The sequence below is a fragment of the Legionella sheltonii genome, from assembly GCF_026191355.1.
Classification (GTDB): domain Bacteria; phylum Pseudomonadota; class Gammaproteobacteria; order Legionellales; family Legionellaceae; genus Legionella; species Legionella sheltonii.
This window is the reverse complement of sequence record NZ_JAPHOQ010000015.1, coordinates 37,435-54,523: the sequence shown is the minus strand read 5'-3', so window position 1 is coordinate 54,523 and position 17,089 is coordinate 37,435. Positions and strand designations below refer to the sequence as shown.

Genomic DNA, 17,089 nt, shown 5'->3' with positions numbered 1-17,089 from the left:
TCCATGCAGTAGCACCATGTTACGATAGTGGGTCTCTTCGCTACACTCGTGATCACGTGAATTCTTAGGCAAAATAATCGACTAATCCCTTAAGTCTTTCTTTACTTCTTAAGGGGGTTACTCCAACTTCCTCCTCAAATGGGTGATTTAGTTGCTCTTGGTCTTTATTATTTTGCTGAGAAAACTGACGTGGATTGGCTTCAGAATCAATTTGCACCTCAGATAAATTTAAACCTTGCTCAGCCATCATCGCCTGTAATCTAGGCAATGATTGATCAACAATGTCTCGAATATGATCATTATGGGTGATTATATTTACCGTAGCTGTATCATTTATCACCTTAATATTAATTTCTAGCGGACCTAAATCCTCAGGATGTATTTTAATTACAGCACTCTTAATTTCTTGTTGACCAAGCCAAATAATATGCTCGGAAAATTGTTTTGACCATTCGGGTTTATCTATTTCCATGGGTATCGTTAATGATTGAGGTGTCTTCTCGAGAGGGGCTTCCCTGTTTTCTATCTCCCTGGGTAGAGCAAAATGTACTTCATTTGTTAAGTTATGAGCAATGGATTGGTATTCCGTCCCAACAGCATTTTCACTTGTCAGTTTCGGTATAAGAAGAGGTAGTGTTTCTTCCTTTTCTTTAATTAGTGGTTGAAATGAAAAGAATTCCTCCGTTTTTTTAAGTTCTACTGGGTTTTCTAAATAGGTGAATTTAGCTTCTAACGGTAAATTTGATTTCATTAATTCTATATTTTTAAGATGAGATAGCGGAATACTTGAAGTATCTACTCCGTTTTCAACAGGTTCTTGAGACTTTAACATTGTATTTTTAATAAATGGATCACGGTCAGCATTTAAAATCTGATCGGTATCATTCAGTAGATTATCCTTAACTTCAACCAAAATGGGTCGTTGTTGCTGGATGTCACTTTCATGTTTATCTTGTTGTTTTATCTCTTCGAACAAAACATTATTTTTAGAACCGATTTCATCATGCAGTGTTTCAGTTTCTATAACTGGTACTAACTTGGGTAAGGTTTTTTCATCATCTTGCTTTGTGAGTGATGCGCTATTTAACAAATCCAATGGATTATCTTTCGGTTCTGCATTGCTCTGATTTATTTCAATTTCCTGCCGATAATAGTGAGAATTAATCCAAGAAACAGCAACATTATTTTCCATTTCAGTTATTGTTTCCTGTACATTTTTATCTTCGGAAACATCGTCTGATTCCGAATTAATTGTTTCTGATGGAGGCAGCTGAAGTTCTTCTGGAGTTGAAGAATTTTCCTGATAATTAGATATTTTTTCTACAACATGTGTTAATAATAAAATAAAGGCATTCGAATCATTGAAATCGATGGTTGACAGAGGATTTTGATTATCATTTTGATATGTTCCTACTGATTCTGCCAATATTTCGCCATTTATCGCAGTTTCACTTGACTCATTATTAGAGAAAAGGTCAGCAACACCAGATAAATTGGATAGTACATTATTCAAGTCGGTCATTCTAACGCTCTCCATAATTTTGATTATTGGAAAGCAATATTCGTACCAATTGATAACTTAAATTGTAATCATCAAAATTTTGTAAAAAAATATTTCTTGAGTGTAAATTCACCTAAAAGGTCTATTTTGGAACAAATCAATAATGCTAATCTACGCTCACTAATATTTAAAGGACAATGAACATGTATTCTAAGTCATTTTTTTCTAAAAAATACACGCATGAATTAGTTATGTTGGAAATCAAACAGGCGAAAGACTTATTGAAGAACAAAGCAAACACAGATAAAGAGGCTTTTTTTATCCTGCTAGAGGATCGAATCGTGGATTTTGAGAAGGCCCTCAGAGAAACTTCTGATCCTTATGAACAACAAAGAATAATCGATCAATATCATCGGTTTGCTAAAACGTTACTCGATTGTCTCTCCAAACCAAAAGAAACGCCTAATCATTTAAGAATTTACTTTGACTCTAAAAATTATTACATCGTAGGTGTTACTGAGGTAACTCAAGAGCCTATTCGGCACAACATATCACTTGCTGCGACCATTTTAGGTGCTGCGCTGATCTTGGCATCCATTGCAACACTTTTTGTGAATCCCCTGTTTACAGCTATCTTGCTCCCTATTGGTATTAGTATTTTGGCTCCTGGATTATTTTCTTTATTAAATCCAAATTCTCTTGACCCATCAACCAAAAAAGAGGAAGAGAAAGTAATTTTTGAAGCTGGAGCTCGAGTAATTGATCCAAAGTTTGATGAGGATCAACAATATACTCCTCAGTTGAGCACTATGGCGTTCTAAAAAGTTCAGGCCTAATTTCATCAGATCTCATGGAATTTTCTTAAAATTGAGCTATCATTCAGTTTTTGATTTTAGGAGCTCCTTAAATGAAAGTAGGTCGTGACAGCTTATCAACAAAATCTCAATTGCATGTAGATGGAAAAACATATCATTATTATAGCCTTAAAGAAGTCGAACAAAAAAACTTCAAGGGAATAAGTCGACTTCCTTACTCGCTTAAAGTCCTTCTTGAAAATTTATTACGTTTTGAGGACGATAACACAGTAACAACTAAAGATATTAAAGCGATCGCAGACTGGCTAGAAAATAAAACTTCCCAACACGAAATTGCCTTTAGACCCGCGCGTGTATTGATGCAGGACTTCACAGGAGTTCCAGCGGTAGTTGATTTGGCAGCAATGCGCAATGCCATCGCGCAACTGGGTGGAAACCCTGATAAAATCTCTCCTTTATCCCCTGTTGATTTAGTGATTGATCACTCAGTGATGGTTGACAAATTTGGAAGCACCGATGCGTTAACAGTGAATACTGAAATTGAGATGAAGCGAAATAACGAACGCTATGAATTTTTACGCTGGGGTCAAAAAGCTTTTGATAATTTTCAAGTCGTGCCTCCTGGAACAGGTATTTGTCACCAAGTAAATCTTGAGTATTTGGGAAAAACTGTATGGAGCAGTAGCGATAACGGAACTTTATATGCGTATCCAGATACTTTAGTTGGTACAGACTCTCATACAACGATGATTAATGGTCTAGGTGTACTGGGATGGGGAGTTGGTGGTATTGAGGCAGAAGCAGCGATGTTGGGTCAGCCGGTCTCCATGTTGATTCCTGAAGTGATTGGCTTCAAATTGCATGGCAAGATGAAAGAAGGCATTACCGCAACGGACCTGGTGCTTACAGTGACCCAGATGCTTAGAAAAAAAGGCGTTGTAGGTAAATTTGTTGAATTTTATGGCCCCGGTTTAAGTGATTTACCGCTTGCTGATCGCGCCACAATCTCTAATATGGCACCTGAATATGGAGCTACATGTGGATTTTTCCCAGTCGACAAAGAAACAATACGGTATCTTGAGCTAACTGGACGTGACAAACATACCGTTGCCTTGGTTGAAGCTTATGCTAAAGCGCAAGGAATGTGGTATGAAAAAGACAGCGAAGATCCTATATTCACTGACACTTTAGAACTTGATTTAAGTACCATCGTCCCCTCATTAGCGGGTCCTAAACGCCCTCAAGATAAAGTCACTTTAAGTACTTTACCTATTGAGTTTAATACGTTTCTCAAAGAAGCTGGAAAAGAACAAGAAAAAGACTCTTCTTTTGCAGTTAAAAATCATGATTTTAAAATGAAACACGGTCATGTAGTTATTGCTGCGATAACCAGTTGCACGAATACATCGAATCCGAGCGTCCTTATGGCTGCAGGATTAGTGGCTAAAAAAGCAATTGAAAAGGGGTTACAACGCAAGCCTTGGGTAAAATCTTCTTTAGCACCTGGTTCAAAAGTAGTAACAGATTATCTCAAACAAGCCGGGTTACAATCTTATTTAGATCAATTAGGGTTTAATTTGGTAGGTTACGGTTGTACTACATGTATTGGTAATTCTGGCCCGCTTCCTGATGCAATTTCTCACAGTGTTAGTGATAATGATCTCGTTGTTTCCGCTGTTTTATCAGGAAACCGTAATTTTGAAGGACGTGTACATCCTCAAGTTAGAGCAAACTGGTTAGCGTCACCTCCGCTAGTAGTTGCTTATGCTCTTTGCGGTACCACGACCATTGATTTAAGCAAAGATCCTATAGGTAAAGACAATAAGGGCAATGATGTGTATTTGAAGGATATTTGGCCTTCTAATGCCGAAATTGCGGCTGAAGTATCTAAAGTAACTGGTGGAATGTTCCGCAAAGAATATGCAGAAGTCTTTCTTGGTGATGAACACTGGCAAGCGATTAAAACAAGCAGTGGAAAAACTTATGAATGGGACGCTCATTCAACCTACATTCAGCATCCACCCTTTTTTGATAACTTAAAAATAAAGCCAGAACCAATTAAGCCGATTAAACAAGCGTATATTCTTGCTTTATTTGGTGACTCGATTACAACGGATCACATCTCTCCAGCTGGTTCAATTAAGGCTAACTCTCCTGCAGGACTTTATTTAAAATCCAAAGGAGTTGATGAAAAAGAATTTAACTCTTATGGCTCTCGCCGCGGGAACCATGAAGTAATGATGCGCGGTACTTTTGCTAATATCCGTATCCGTAATGAAATGACTCCAGGCCAAGAAGGCGGTATCACACGTTATATTCCTTCAGGTGAGGTAATGCCCATTTATGATGCAGCAATGCTTTATCAAAACGATCATCATGATCTTGTGGTCATTGCAGGTAAAGAATATGGTACAGGATCTTCAAGAGATTGGGCGGCAAAAGGAACCAATTTACTTGGCGTCAAAGCAGTAATTACTGAAAGTTTTGAACGTATTCACCGTTCGAATTTAATTGGCATGGGGGTTTTACCATTACAGTTTTGTGATGGGATGACACGTAAAACATTGGAGTTAAAGGGAGATGAGCGTATTAGTATTGATGTATCTGATTCTTTAAAACCTGGCTCCATGGTTCCAGTCACCATTGAACGAACCAATGGTCAAGTCGAACAAATTAAAGCATTATGCCGCATCGATACTGCAGACGAATTAGAATATTATAAAAATGGTGGTATTCTGCAATACGTTCTCAGAAATCTGTGTGCTTGATATGATCATGATATATTCTCAGTTGGGTCTTTGGCCCAACTGCTGCATCAGCAAATTATTTCGATATACTCACCGTTTGTTTGAGTTAAAATCCAATCCTATTTTTTTATTTAAATTTCATAAATGACAATAGCACTGGCATCCAAAGTTATTCGCGGTTTGGTTAGACCGCATTTGTTAAGGATTAATCATGAATCAACCTAAAAAGGTTCTAAGCGTTTTTTCTTTGGTAATGATTAACGTCATTGCTGTGGATAGCTTACGTACTTTGCCTATTAGTGCCAAACTCGGCCTTACATTAGTCTCTTATTATGTTGTTGCCGCATTTGCTTTTTTCATTCCTGTCTCTTTAGTGGCTGCTGAATTAGCCACTACCTATCCAGAAACAGGTGGAATCTATGTATGGGTTCGTGAAGCATTCGGGAAACGAGCGGCCTTTATTACTATTTGGCTTCAGTGGATATATAATGTGGTTTGGTATCCAACGATACTTGCCTTTATCGCGGCCACCCTATCCTATTTAATTGCCCCTGAATTAGGAAATAACAAGTATTATTTGTTAGGTACGGTACTTGCTCTGTTTTGGTTGTTTACGATACTCAATTGTTTTGGAATGAAAGTGTCAAGTATCATGAGCACAATTGGAGCCACAATAGGCACCATATTTCCCATGCTTTTTATTATCGTTTTAGCAATACTTTGGGCTGCTCAAGGAAAACCTATGGTTGTTGGCTATCCAAAAACATGGTTACCGGACTTCAGTTCTTTGGGTAATTTATCATTATTTGCCGTGGTTTTATTTGGACTTCTTGGGATGGAAATGTCCGCAGTTCATGCTGAAGAAGTAAAAAATCCCCAAAGGGATTATCCAAAAGCCCTTTTTTATTCAACTATTTTGGTCATTTCTACGCTTTCTCTAGGCTCCATAGCCATTATGGTTGTAGTCCCTAATGAAAGTTTAAGCGTTGTATCGGGTCTTATTGACGCTTATGCAGTTTTTTTTAATTCGTATCATATGCCCTGGATGACTTCAATTATTGCTATTTTAATTATTTTAGGTGGTCTCAGTGGGGTTTCAGCATGGATTATTGGCCCTACAAAAGGATTAATGGTTTCAGCACGTGACGGCTCTTTACCTGTTAAATTCGCCCATACTAATAAATATGGCGCTCCAACAACTATTCTTTTTGCACAGGCTATTATTTTTACCATTTTAAGCACGGCTTTTATTTTGTTAGATTCAATTAATGCAGCTTACTGGATGTTAAGTGATCTTTGTGCGCAAATGGCCTTATTGGTATATGTCTTTATGTTTGCTGCAGCCATTAAGTTGAGATACAGTAAACCAAACCTACATCGTGGTTACACCGTGCCAGGTGGTAATAAATTCATGTGGTTATTATGTATCATGGGAATTCTCTGTTGCATTACAGCAATTGTTATCGGTTTTGTACCTCCCGCTCAAATACCTATTGGTAATGTATTTATTTTTGAAAGCTTTTTAATCGGTGGGTTAATTATGTTCGTATTAATTCCTTGGTTCCTTGCTAAAAAACACTAGAGTATACACACTGATTTTATAAACCTCTCACATCCCCCTCACCCTAACCCTCTCCCCAAAGGGGCGAGGGGATAAAAAATAAATCAATAGAAATCCCCTCACCCACGTCGTTATAAGACATAAAATGGTGTGTACGAGAAAATGTAATCGTCGTTGCGAAGATGGTATTATTCCAAATAAATAAGATAGAAATTAAAATAAAGTGGGGTACAAGGAGTAGCTTGTTCATCAATTACTCCCTTAATCCTCATGTTGAAACTTCATGTTACATTATAAATAAAAGAGATACTTTAAAAGAGTGATTAAACTCGTCTTTAAAGTATCTCTTTTATTCGCATATCGATTAATCAGGCAAGGACATCAAACTTGCATTGCCTCCAGCTGCAGTGGTATCCACAGTATAAGTTCGTTCGTGACATAGTCGGACTAGATAGTTAGGTCCACCTGCTTTCGGACCTGTTCCCGAAAGTCCCTCACCGCCAAAGGGCTGTAAACCGACAACTGCCCCTATCATATTACGGTTCACATAACAGTTCCCTGCATGAACGTTCTGTCTGATGTATTCAACGGTCTCATTAATACGGCTATGGATACCCAGAGTTAAACCATAACCGGTTGCATTAATTTGTTTGATAACTTGATCAAGGTCTTTACGCTTAAATTGAATCACATGCAACACTGGGCCGAAAACTTCTTTTTCTAGTGCATTGATATGATCAATTGCAATAGCGGTTGGTGGCATAAAATATCCTGATTCAAGGGATTCATCCAATGGGCATTGGTAAATAATTTCAAAACGTTTTTTCATATTTTCCACATGATTTTTTAACGTCGACAATGCCGCTTTGTCTATAACAGGACCTATATCAGTAACCAGCCAGCGTGGATCTCCTACGACCAGCTCCGCCATGGCCCCTTTTAAAAGCGCTATAGTTCTTGGGTAAACCTCCTCCTGAACAAATAACACCCTCAATGCAGAACATCTTTGACCTGCGCTACCAAAAGCTGAATTAATAGCATCGACAACAACTTGCTCTAATAAAGCAGACGAATCAACGATCATTGCATTTTGACCACCGGTTTCAGCAATCAATGGAATAATTTCTCCGCCTCGTGTCGACAAGGTTTGATTAATCAGATTGGCAGTATCGGTTGAACCCGTAAATAACACTGCTTTAATTCGTTTATCAGCTACCAATGCAGCGCCAATAGTCTCGCCTGGGCCAGGAAGTAATTGTACAGCGCCGATAGGAATTCCTGCTTGATGCATTAATTTAATGGTATATGCAGCAATTAATGGAGTTTGTTCTGCAGGTTTTGCAATAGCACAGTTTCCTGTTACTAAAGCAGCAGCAATCTGGCCAGTAAAAATCGCTAAAGGGAAATTCCATGGGCTAATACAAAGCACTATGCCCCGTGGATGCAAACTCAACTCGTTTAATTCGCCTGTGTAACCCGATAAACGCAAAGGAGCTGCCAAAATTTGCTGTGCTTGAGTAGCATAGTAGCGACAAAAATCAACGGCCTCCCGCACTTCAGCAATACAGTCACTCATTGTTTTACCCGCTTCCAGACATGCTATAGTCATCAATTCGGCCTGGTTTTCCTGCAATAAATCAGCAAAACGATTAAGACATGCAGCTCTTTCTTTAACGGGCATAGCGGACCAAACTGGAAAGGTCTGCTCTGCTTTTGCTAAAGCCTGATCTACATCCCCAAGAGATGCATTTTGGACCGTTCCAACAACGTTTTCAATTTGTTGAGGGGATTCAATTCGTTGCTTTTCACCTATTAGGGCGGTGCTCCCTGCGATAATGGGTTCTGAAGTCCATTGCTGCAGCTTGAATTGTGCCATCTTCTGTTGCAACAGGGCGCGCTCAGCTCGATCGGTAAAATCAAAACCTTTAGAGTTTTTTCTATTGGGTTGAAACACATCATCAGGCAAGGGAATATTTTGATTCATCTTGTGCAATAATGACTTGGCTTTTTCAACAGGATCCTCAACCAAGGTACTTATAGGCGCGTTATCATCAACGATTCGGTTTACGAAAGAAGAGTTTGCTCCATTTTCTAATAATCTACGCACCAAATAAGGAAGTAAATCCTCATGACTACCTACAGGAGCATAAATTCGACAAGGAATACCATGACACTCAGCCGGCACGATTTGTTGATACAGTTCATTGCCCATTCCATGTAAACACTGAAACTCAAAATCTCGATAATCGCCAGTAATATTTAAAATCATCGCTACAGAATAAGCATTATGTGTCGCAAACTGGGGATATATGGCATCCGTCATGGTTAATATTTTTTTCGCACAAGCCTGAAAAGAAACATCAGTAAACACTTTACGCGTAAAAACAGGGTATTCTTTTAAGCCCTGCATTTGTGTTTTCTTAATTTCGCTATCCCAATAAGCGCCTTTAATCAAGCGCACCATAATTCGACGTTGTTTTCTTCTTGCTAGAGCGGCTACCCAATCCAGTACATAAAACGCTCGTTTTTGATAAGACTGGACTGCCAATCCAAAGCCATTCCATCCATCTAAACTGGAGTCATTAAAAACACGCTCCATTACATCAAGTGATAACTCCAAACGCTCAGATTCTTCCGCATCTACAGTTAGCGCGATGTCATAATCTTTTGCCAAACGAGCAAGAGCCAACAGTTTAGGTGGCAGCTCATCCATAACTCGCTCATGTTGGCTTTCATTATAACGTGGATGTAATGCAGAAAGTTTTATAGAGATCCCTGCCCGTTTATAAACATTTGAATTTTTATCAGCCTGTCTACCAATTGCTTCAATTGCTGCTTTATATGCTTCAAAATAACGTGATGCATCAATCGAAGTAAGCGCTGCCTCACCTAACATGTCATAAGAATAACGATATCCTTGAGCTTCTTTCTTTTTAGCACGGTTTAATGCTTCATCTATGGTTCGTCCCATGACAAATTGTTTACTCATAATTCTCATTGCTTTATCAACGGCTTTTCTAACTACCGCCTCACTACTGCGATTAACGAGTTTCATCAAAGATTTAGATAATGTCGTTTGGGCCTTTTCTGGGGTCAGTATTTTCCCTGTAAGCATCAGAGCCCATGTTGTGGCATTTACAAAAAATGAATCACTTTGACCTATATGGGATTTCCAATCGCCACCAGATAATTTATCTTTGATTAAATTATCAATTGTAGCGCTGTCAGGAACACGTAGTAATGCTTCAGCCAGACACATGAGGGCAATCCCTTCATCACTGGATAAGGCATATTCAGTTAGAAATGAATCAATCCCCGTACTTTTTTTTCTATCAGTTCGCACTGACTCAACAAGTTTTGTTGCACTATTTTTAATATCAATTAATTGCTGTGGCCCTAAGGTTGCTTTCTCACAAAGTTCTGTTATCAATGATAACTCATCAACACGATAGGCATGATTAATAGCAGCTCGTATTCCTTCAGGTAATTGTATGATCTGCTTTTCCAGCATAGCATTCTCCGAAATCAAATGGATAACTCCTCTTTATTTCCCAAGTCTCCCTTCAGGATCATTAAGTCAATGCCGGGTTAAAAAGAGTAGAAAAAGTATCAGCCAAGTATAATTTAGTGCCATATAAATTGGAATGGACTCACTATTATTTTGCTGTAGAATACAGTCTAGATCCGCTGTAAGCGCAGTAATTATACCTGGTTTTTAGCAAAATATCTGTATTTTATTTAACGTAATAGGATTAATTTTGAACTAATTGATTATTATTTATATTTGCAGATAGTCTTCATACAAATCAAAATGTATGTGTTTTGTACAATATCTTTTTTGAGTGCTCTTGTAAGTCCCTGAATTGATTCATATTTTTTCTTAATGAGCAAAGAAAAACCTTTAAATTTTACAATTACATGAATTGTTAATATAATCACCATTTTTCTGAAGAACTATAAAGGCAATTTACAAGAAGAAAGGAGAAGTATGAATACCCTATTGACTCTAATCTCAACCTTAATTTTAACCAGCAATATAACATCCAGTGCACCCTCATTTGCAGCAAGATCCGATACAGATATCAATACTAAATTGCAACATTTGAGTAGCAAGGCACCGAAACTAAATAGAAACGTATTAAAGCTTGCATTAACTGCATATAGAAATGCGAGCAAAAAAGGAGCTGTCAAAAAACCTGTGCTTACAGTGATTGATTACTCTTTACCCTCAAACAAGCAACGTATGTGGGTATTTGATCTCAACAGAGAGCGCCTCCTATATAATACTTATGTTGCACACGGGAAAAATTCAGGTGTGAATAAAGCAAATCATTTTTCGAATGTTCCCTCAAGCAAACAATCAAGTTTGGGCACGTATATTACTAAAGATACCTACATGGGTCATAAAGGATATTCACTCAATCTACAAGGGCTAGATAAAGGCTTTAACGATAATGCATTAAGTCGACGTGTAGTAATACATGGTGCATGGTATGTTGAACCTGATTTTATAAAACGTGCGGGTCGAGCCGGATTATCTTGGGGGTGCCCTGCAATTGCTCAAACCTTAGCAAAACCCGTAATTAATACCATTAAGAATGGTTCTGTAATTTTTGCTTATTTTCCTGATAAGAGATTTTTATCTAAATCAGGTTATTTAGTGGCATAAAAATAAAAAAGCCAGGGTCCCCCCTGGCTTTCGCAGTCATCCGTATAAGAACTTCCAGTTCTTATTATCATCCATGATAAACCATATCCGTATGATTACAATTCCATTTGTCTGACTCATATCCATACAAGTCATGATTAAAATGTAGCAATAGAAACTATGAAGTTCAAGCGTGTTTTACCCCCTGTCTCTTGATTTCTTTCTAGAAAACCAATCTATGAATTTTCAAATTTCAATTTAAAAACAATAATTTAGAAAAAGTGGTCAGAATTAATGCCTCCCAAAAAAGCCATTATCCTCCGCCCAATTGAGAAATATCTTACATGAAATCGAGCAAAAAAACTGCGTTCATATCCTCTGGGATCGAATGTAGGACCACAAAGTGTTCATTCTGGATGAGTCTGTATGGATGTTATAAGCAGAGCGGTGGTCTAATTTTGTGAGTAGCAAATTCAGGTTCATAAACATGCATCAAATGAAATAAGTTGGTACTAATGAATGGGCTCATCTATTACTAGGAGATATCTGAAAATAAAAGTTGCAAAATACGCCTCAAATGACGTTATTGCGTCTGGAGAAATATTTACGACACAAAAAGCTTAATGCGATGGACCTCAATAGCCCATCACACAACCATTTACTTAAAATCAAACCTATATAAATCACCCTTATCAGCAAAATCGGTCGTAGAAGTAGCGCAAGAAAAAAGGCTATTTCCACCTGGCAAGGGAGGTTCAGATGAGCGATCAACACATGGCTGTGGAGATGGCGGCATGTATTCTATTAGCAAGCGAGGGCTAGAATTAGCTTCTTTTTCCTGAGCAGGTTTCTCGCTAGTGGAGGAAGCGTTCCATTTACTCGTCGCCATTCTTACCAGATCTAATGTATAGATAGGTGCATTGAGAATAGCCAGTGTAGCTAATTTAATACCCACGAGAGTGAAACTGGCTGCAAGGAGAAAATATATATTCAAATCTTCTACCAACCCAACTGCAGCAGTTACTGCCAAGAATATAGGTGCCAATAAAATAGTTAGTGGACGGGCAATAAAAATAGATCCAATCATGCTGAAAAGTCCTTCGGGTAAAGGGGCAGTAATCCCGTTTACAACAGAAAGGAACTGCAATCGAAGTTCAGTCAAAATACCTAGGGAGTCATCACTTATCGACTCAAGTTTATATTTCTCGATTGTTTTGCTAAGCTGACCAGCAGTAATTAAATCGAGTATAAAATCATTACCGTTCCTCACTAAACTCATCAAGATTAAACAAGTTACGAAACTGAGTATGACAGCAATTTCAGCGAGAACCAAAGCAATGTTAATTGTCCACGATATGATATTAGTAAGAGACCGAAATGGCTGATAATAACGTTTGTATAGTGGAAGATGGTAAGATGATTTTGCCCAAATTTTCTCAACGAAGGCTTTGCCAGCTTTTACTGGATCAGACTTGAGACTATTAAATAAATCATCAGGCTCATTACGACCAGATATTATTTTAAAAATTTCATCATGTAGATTGCGCTTCTGTGTGTCTGGATTTGCCTCTGTCTCTAATAGGTTACGTTTCTCCAGAATTTCATACAGTTTTGGCTGAGTTTGCTTCATCTTATCTGGATGAAAGATTAATGCCAGTTTTTTATATAATTTTTTTTGTTCTTCTTTTTCGATAGAAGCAAATGCCCCATCAATATGCTGAGTGATTTTATTTAGCACAGATGTATTGTCAAGGTCATCATTTTCTAAATCGGTGGTGATTGCATCAAGCAAACCCTTAATCGTTTTATTTAGATCAGTCATAAATCCTACTTTTGGATAAAAAAGTCAAAGTGCGCCTCTATAAGGCATGGCGGGCGGCATTGTACTATACCGTACAAAAAAAATAATGATTGCGACATAGGAAATTATGTACTACAAACAAAATACCTACGGAATTTACATGAACGCATGTGCCCAATAATTCTCAATTTTTTATAAGACTAAAAAATAGGTTAATCATAAATATTTTGAACTTTTTGCTTTTCAGTAGTGCTCCAAGACTGTATGGCAGTTCCTCATCCTCTCTTTGAATTAAGTGCTTACCCTTTAAAATAACTAGGGTTAATACGTATGTTTGCATACAAGTGCTTGATTATGTCAAAAGATGTGGTAGTTTATTCTGCATCTTGATAACGTTTTAGAGCTATACAATGGACAAACAAACGCTAACTTCAGTTAAAAAAGATAAGTTACACGTTATAGATTGGCTTATTGAACACTTTCCAAATGCTTTTTTTAAAAAAGGAAATCAGATTAAACCCCTAAAAATTGGGATATTTGATGACATCATCGATTTCTATGAGCGTCTTGATTCCCCGCCATTCAGTAAAAAATCGTTGCGTGAAGCCTTAAGCTACTATAGTGCATCTCCAGCCTATCTAAATTGTCAAAAAGAAAACTCTGCACGAATTGATATTTACGGTAATGAGGTCGATGTGGTAACCCAAGAACAAGCTAAATATGCTCATCAACGATATTTAGAGCGCTACAGTAAGAATAAAAATTCGGAAGCATAAAATTATTTCATAACAATGAAGTCGAGTTTAAATCTCGACTTCATGAGCTTTCGCCTTACACTTTCTTTTTCAGAGCAGGATGCGACATTTATTGTAAAGCCATCAAATAGTTAACTCTAATGTCAGATCCTAACGAAGCTTTCCTTAAAAAAGGGTTGTAATCCATTCCTTTGAGATCAATCAAGTTAAAACCCCAGGGTCGAGCCATGGCAAGTAACTCACTTGGCTTGATAAATTTTTTATAATCATGTGTTTGTTTAGGTAAGAGATTTAATATATATTCTGCGGCAATAATTGCAGTAGCATAGGCCTTAATAGTTCTACTAATTGTTGATACAAATAAAAAACCTTGTGGTTTAAGAAGTCGTTTACAATGCTCAAAAACCAATTCAGGGTTTTCTACGTGCTCTAACATTTCCATACAGGTAATCACATCAAAACGCTGTTCGTCATATTCTTCTATTGAAGTAGATAGATAATTAATTTTCAGATGATTATTTTTTGCATGTTCTTGAGCCACCACAATTGCCTCAGATGCGGCATCAATCCCCGTCACATGAGCCCCAGCGCTTGCCATAGCCTCACACAAAATACCTCCACCACACCCCACATCCAAAACAGTTAAATCATTCAAAAGAACATGTTGCTTGATAAAATCAAGGCGCGTTTGATTAATGTCATGCAGGGTTTTCAAAGGTCCCTCAGTATCCCACCATAAATTGGCATGCTGGGCAAATTTATTAATTTCGTTAGGATTAACCGTTGATTCAGTATGACTCATATTGTAATAAATCCAGAGGTTTAAAAAAATCAATAACAGATTGATTGGTAATAAAACTTACATTATAAGGATGTTCTGCGCTAAGTCCTATAGGTAATTTACTTTGGGCTGCAGTTTCTGCAATTTTACCTAACAAAATCAGTTGGATGGAGGGCTTAATTAAGGCCAATTGACTAAAAAGGCTTTGTATGAAAGGTTTCCATTGACGTGCATGATAAGGAACCTTACCCTCGCTATAAACTAAAGAAGCATTGAGTAACAAGATACCCTTCTTCATCATTCCTTCAAATAATTGCTGTGCTGTTTGTACCAAAAATTTTTTATCCAATAGTGCAATATTGGCTTGTGACGTATTCGAATCTAATTCACCGCGGGCAACAAGTAGCATTTTAATCAAGTTACGCAAAGAAGTGGCTCGATTAACTGCTTTACTTAACCCATTCATACTCCATAAGCTCCCAACCGTATTATCCCAAAAAGCATATCCATTCGCCGAATCTTGGCGTGGATAAGGAGATTCACCTAATAAAATATATTGAGTCTTAGCGAGTGGCAAACTAAAAGCCGCAAATAACCGCTCCTTGCCTGGCAACCACTTTTCATCATGTATTAACTGATGCAAATAGTTCGAGTCCATAGCTTCTAGTGCTTTAACAACAATGTCCTTCCAATCAGAATGGCAATGAGTTAGTAAAAATTGCTTTTCCTCTTTCATGCTCGGTGAAGAGAATTCTAATGACACTTCCACTCTGCCTCCTTAAATGAGCTTATACATACAGATATTAAAGATTTTTTGTATAATCAATGTGATTACCGCACGATGCCCTAATCGTAACTGCTCTTGCTGGTTTCTTCAATTAATACCTAATAATAAAACACATCATTCGATAAACTCAGTCAAATAGGGCTACTGCACCTCAGAAACCATTTTATACAGCAAACAAGTTGAATATAGGGAATGCTAGAAATCGTATTAATTTTTACCCAATTCAGCACAATTGAGTCATCTACTCTATATTGTTTTAAATAACTCCAAAATATCAAATTTTTACTTGCTTATTTGGGTTTTTGTGGTTAAAAATAGAATTTACAGGGAGATTCTTAAACACAGGGAGTGTGGTGTATGTCTACTAACGAACAAGAACTTGATACCTATATTAAAAGAGATACTAATCTTTCTAATGCGAATAAAGTCATTATTGAAAAAGCTTTGGCCCAGATGAGTTTTTCTGATGCAGCAAAACAAATATTATTAGATCCAAAATCTCCTCCAGCTGATTTAGATAGTTTACAAAGCATTGCTTTAACCCAAGAGCATCTAATCCAAGTCAAAAAAAGTCTAGGCGCAATAGTTGACAGCTTACAAGCTAATCCAAGTCTTATATCACAAGCGGCTGCTTTTTGGGGTGAGCTGCCTTTATGGCAAAGAATTCTCGGTGGTGTCGCTCTATCAGGCCCAACCCTAATTATTGGAGCGGCAGCCCATATCGGTATTTTAGTCACAATCAGTGGCGTCAGTGCTTTAGCTTACACCACAAGTGGTATTGTGCTCGATGACCATCATTACCATACCAAAAATATTACTCAAAAATTAAAAGAAGGAATTTTTGGAGTTGCAGAAATTCTTGAATTAACTATTGGCGCATTAGATTCCATCCGTAAAAAACTTGCCGCTGAAATTGATAAATTTAAGGCGGAGAATGAGAAACTCGCCCACAATATTACACGTTTGAATGAGGAAGTTGAGACTTTGAGTGCTCAAGTAGAAGTTTATGTTGAAACGGAAAAATTACTCCGTAAAACAAAGGAAAAACTTGAAGAAACAAACTCCGCCTTAAAACAAGATCTTCAAAAACAAAATGAACAATTTCAAGCCAATCAAAAAGCGCTTTTAATAGCTCAAGATGAGCATTCAAAATGTCTATTGCTCTTATCCCAGAAAACTTCCGAATTATCAGATGTGAGGCAATCTATGGGGGCTGAACTGGAAAAAGCAAAAAAAATTGCCACTTCTTTGGAAGGAACGGTGAAAGTATTATCCTCTGCAGCCATCAGCGACTCCAGTCAAAGACAAGCCTTTCAAGAAAAACTCAATAACTTTTTAACGGATAAAGCCGCCAATTTTGATCAAGTAGCCGAACGAATGAGCAAAGCAGAATCTGAACTTTCTATGGTTAAATCGGAATTAAAAGCAAGTACTGAGCGTTTTAATAAATTATTAGAGCTTCAAGAAAAGCAGTTGCAACGCTTACAGGGACTTGATCGACGGGTTGATGCGAGCATTCATCCAGAACAACATTCAACTCAAGGTGAAGAACAAGTAAAATCAGAGGGATTATTGAGTAAATTAGGCCTTATGGCTTTACCCCAAATATGGCCATTAACCAACTCAACGCAACCTGCCAAACAAAATTCTCCCATGAATCCTGTACCTTAAACGAAATATTCAAGTTCTCATG

General features: G+C 37.6%; 12 protein-coding genes. 6 read left to right on the top strand and 6 right to left on the bottom strand.

The features are described from left to right. Window positions 1-64 precede the first annotated feature (64 nt). A complete protein-coding gene (locus OQJ26_RS16065; RefSeq protein ID WP_265704736.1) occupies window positions 65-1,522 on the bottom strand; it encodes a flagellar hook-length control protein FliK in 1,458 nt (485 codons plus the stop codon). Window positions 1,523-1,704: 182 nt separating this feature from the next. Here OQJ26_RS16065 and OQJ26_RS16060 point away from each other — a divergent pair, with 182 nt between their 5' ends. The 3 genes from OQJ26_RS16060 (at window position 1,705) to OQJ26_RS16050 (ending at window position 6,645) form a co-directional block, all read left to right on the top strand. Continuing rightward, complete coding sequence (locus OQJ26_RS16060; RefSeq protein WP_265704735.1) at window positions 1,705-2,322, top strand: lpg1689 family Dot/Icm T4SS effector; 618 nt, start codon at window positions 1,705-1,707, stop codon at window positions 2,320-2,322. An 86-nt stretch (window positions 2,323-2,408) separates the two neighbouring features. Continuing rightward, on the top strand, window positions 2,409-5,084 hold the full coding sequence (acnA, locus tag OQJ26_RS16055; RefSeq protein WP_265704734.1) for an aconitate hydratase AcnA: 2,676 nt from the start codon (window positions 2,409-2,411) through the stop codon (window positions 5,082-5,084). Between the two features lie 190 nt (window positions 5,085-5,274). Further along, on the top strand, window positions 5,275-6,645 hold the full coding sequence (locus OQJ26_RS16050; protein WP_265704733.1) for an APC family permease: 1,371 nt from the start codon (window positions 5,275-5,277) through the stop codon (window positions 6,643-6,645). 43 nt (window positions 6,646-6,688) lie between these two features. Here OQJ26_RS16050 and OQJ26_RS16045 read toward each other — a convergent pair whose 3' ends face one another. Further along, a complete protein-coding gene (locus OQJ26_RS16045) occupies window positions 6,689-6,874 on the bottom strand; it encodes a hypothetical protein (RefSeq protein WP_265704732.1) in 186 nt (61 codons plus the stop codon). A 114-nt stretch (window positions 6,875-6,988) separates the two neighbouring features. Continuing rightward, window positions 6,989-10,135, bottom strand: a complete 3,147-nt coding sequence (gene putA / locus OQJ26_RS16040) for a bifunctional proline dehydrogenase/L-glutamate gamma-semialdehyde dehydrogenase PutA (protein WP_265704731.1) — start codon at window positions 10,133-10,135, stop codon at window positions 6,989-6,991. A gap of 477 nt (window positions 10,136-10,612) precedes the next feature. Between putA and OQJ26_RS16035 the strand changes: the two genes are divergently transcribed. Next, complete coding sequence (locus tag OQJ26_RS16035; protein ID WP_265704730.1) at window positions 10,613-11,293, top strand: murein L,D-transpeptidase catalytic domain family protein; 681 nt, start codon at window positions 10,613-10,615, stop codon at window positions 11,291-11,293. 637 nt (window positions 11,294-11,930) lie between these two features. Here OQJ26_RS16035 and OQJ26_RS16030 read toward each other — a convergent pair. Then, window positions 11,931-13,094: a hypothetical protein gene (locus OQJ26_RS16030; RefSeq protein ID WP_265704728.1), complete on the bottom strand. Its 1,164-nt coding sequence runs from the start codon at window positions 13,092-13,094 to the stop codon at window positions 11,931-11,933. Between the two features lie 389 nt (window positions 13,095-13,483). On the opposite strand from OQJ26_RS16030, the gene OQJ26_RS16025 reads away from it, so the two are divergent. Next, on the top strand, window positions 13,484-13,849 hold the full coding sequence (locus OQJ26_RS16025; protein WP_265704727.1) for a ProQ/FinO family protein: 366 nt from the start codon (window positions 13,484-13,486) through the stop codon (window positions 13,847-13,849). Window positions 13,850-13,937: 88 nt separating this feature from the next. Here the strand turns inward: OQJ26_RS16025 and ubiG are convergent, their stop codons facing one another. Continuing rightward, on the bottom strand, window positions 13,938-14,630 hold the full coding sequence (gene ubiG, locus OQJ26_RS16020; RefSeq protein WP_265704726.1) for a bifunctional 2-polyprenyl-6-hydroxyphenol methylase/3-demethylubiquinol 3-O-methyltransferase UbiG: 693 nt from the start codon (window positions 14,628-14,630) through the stop codon (window positions 13,938-13,940). Then, window positions 14,617-15,345: a uracil-DNA glycosylase family protein gene (locus tag OQJ26_RS16015; protein WP_265704808.1), complete on the bottom strand. Its 729-nt coding sequence runs from the start codon at window positions 15,343-15,345 to the stop codon at window positions 14,617-14,619. Before OQJ26_RS16015 ends, ubiG begins: the two co-directional genes overlap by 14 nt. A gap of 408 nt (window positions 15,346-15,753) precedes the next feature. On the opposite strand from OQJ26_RS16015, the gene OQJ26_RS16010 reads away from it, so the two are divergent. Beyond that, window positions 15,754-17,067: a LegC2/C7 family Dot/Icm T4SS effector gene (locus OQJ26_RS16010; RefSeq protein ID WP_265704724.1), complete on the top strand. Its 1,314-nt coding sequence runs from the start codon at window positions 15,754-15,756 to the stop codon at window positions 17,065-17,067. Window positions 17,068-17,089: the final 22 nt, after the last annotated feature.

Coding starts and splice junctions, on each gene's coding strand:
- OQJ26_RS16065 (WP_265704736.1), bottom strand. CDS start 1,522: ATGACCGACTTGAATAATGTACTATCCAATTTATCTGGTGTTGCTGAC.
- OQJ26_RS16060 (WP_265704735.1), top strand. CDS start 1,705: ATGTATTCTAAGTCATTTTTTTCTAAAAAATACACGCATGAATTAGTT.
- acnA (WP_265704734.1), top strand. CDS start 2,409: ATGAAAGTAGGTCGTGACAGCTTATCAACAAAATCTCAATTGCATGTA.
- OQJ26_RS16050 (WP_265704733.1), top strand. CDS start 5,275: ATGAATCAACCTAAAAAGGTTCTAAGCGTTTTTTCTTTGGTAATGATT.
- OQJ26_RS16045 (WP_265704732.1), bottom strand. CDS start 6,874: ATGAACAAGCTACTCCTTGTACCCCACTTTATTTTAATTTCTATCTTA.
- putA (WP_265704731.1), bottom strand. CDS start 10,135: ATGCTGGAAAAGCAGATCATACAATTACCTGAAGGAATACGAGCTGCT.
- OQJ26_RS16035 (WP_265704730.1), top strand. CDS start 10,613: ATGAATACCCTATTGACTCTAATCTCAACCTTAATTTTAACCAGCAAT.
- OQJ26_RS16030 (WP_265704728.1), bottom strand. CDS start 13,094: ATGACTGATCTAAATAAAACGATTAAGGGTTTGCTTGATGCAATCACC.
- OQJ26_RS16025 (WP_265704727.1), top strand. CDS start 13,484: ATGGACAAACAAACGCTAACTTCAGTTAAAAAAGATAAGTTACACGTT.
- ubiG (WP_265704726.1), bottom strand. CDS start 14,630: ATGAGTCATACTGAATCAACGGTTAATCCTAACGAAATTAATAAATTT.
- OQJ26_RS16015 (WP_265704808.1), bottom strand. CDS start 15,345: ATGAAAGAGGAAAAGCAATTTTTACTAACTCATTGCCATTCTGATTGG.
- OQJ26_RS16010 (WP_265704724.1), top strand. CDS start 15,754: ATGTCTACTAACGAACAAGAACTTGATACCTATATTAAAAGAGATACT.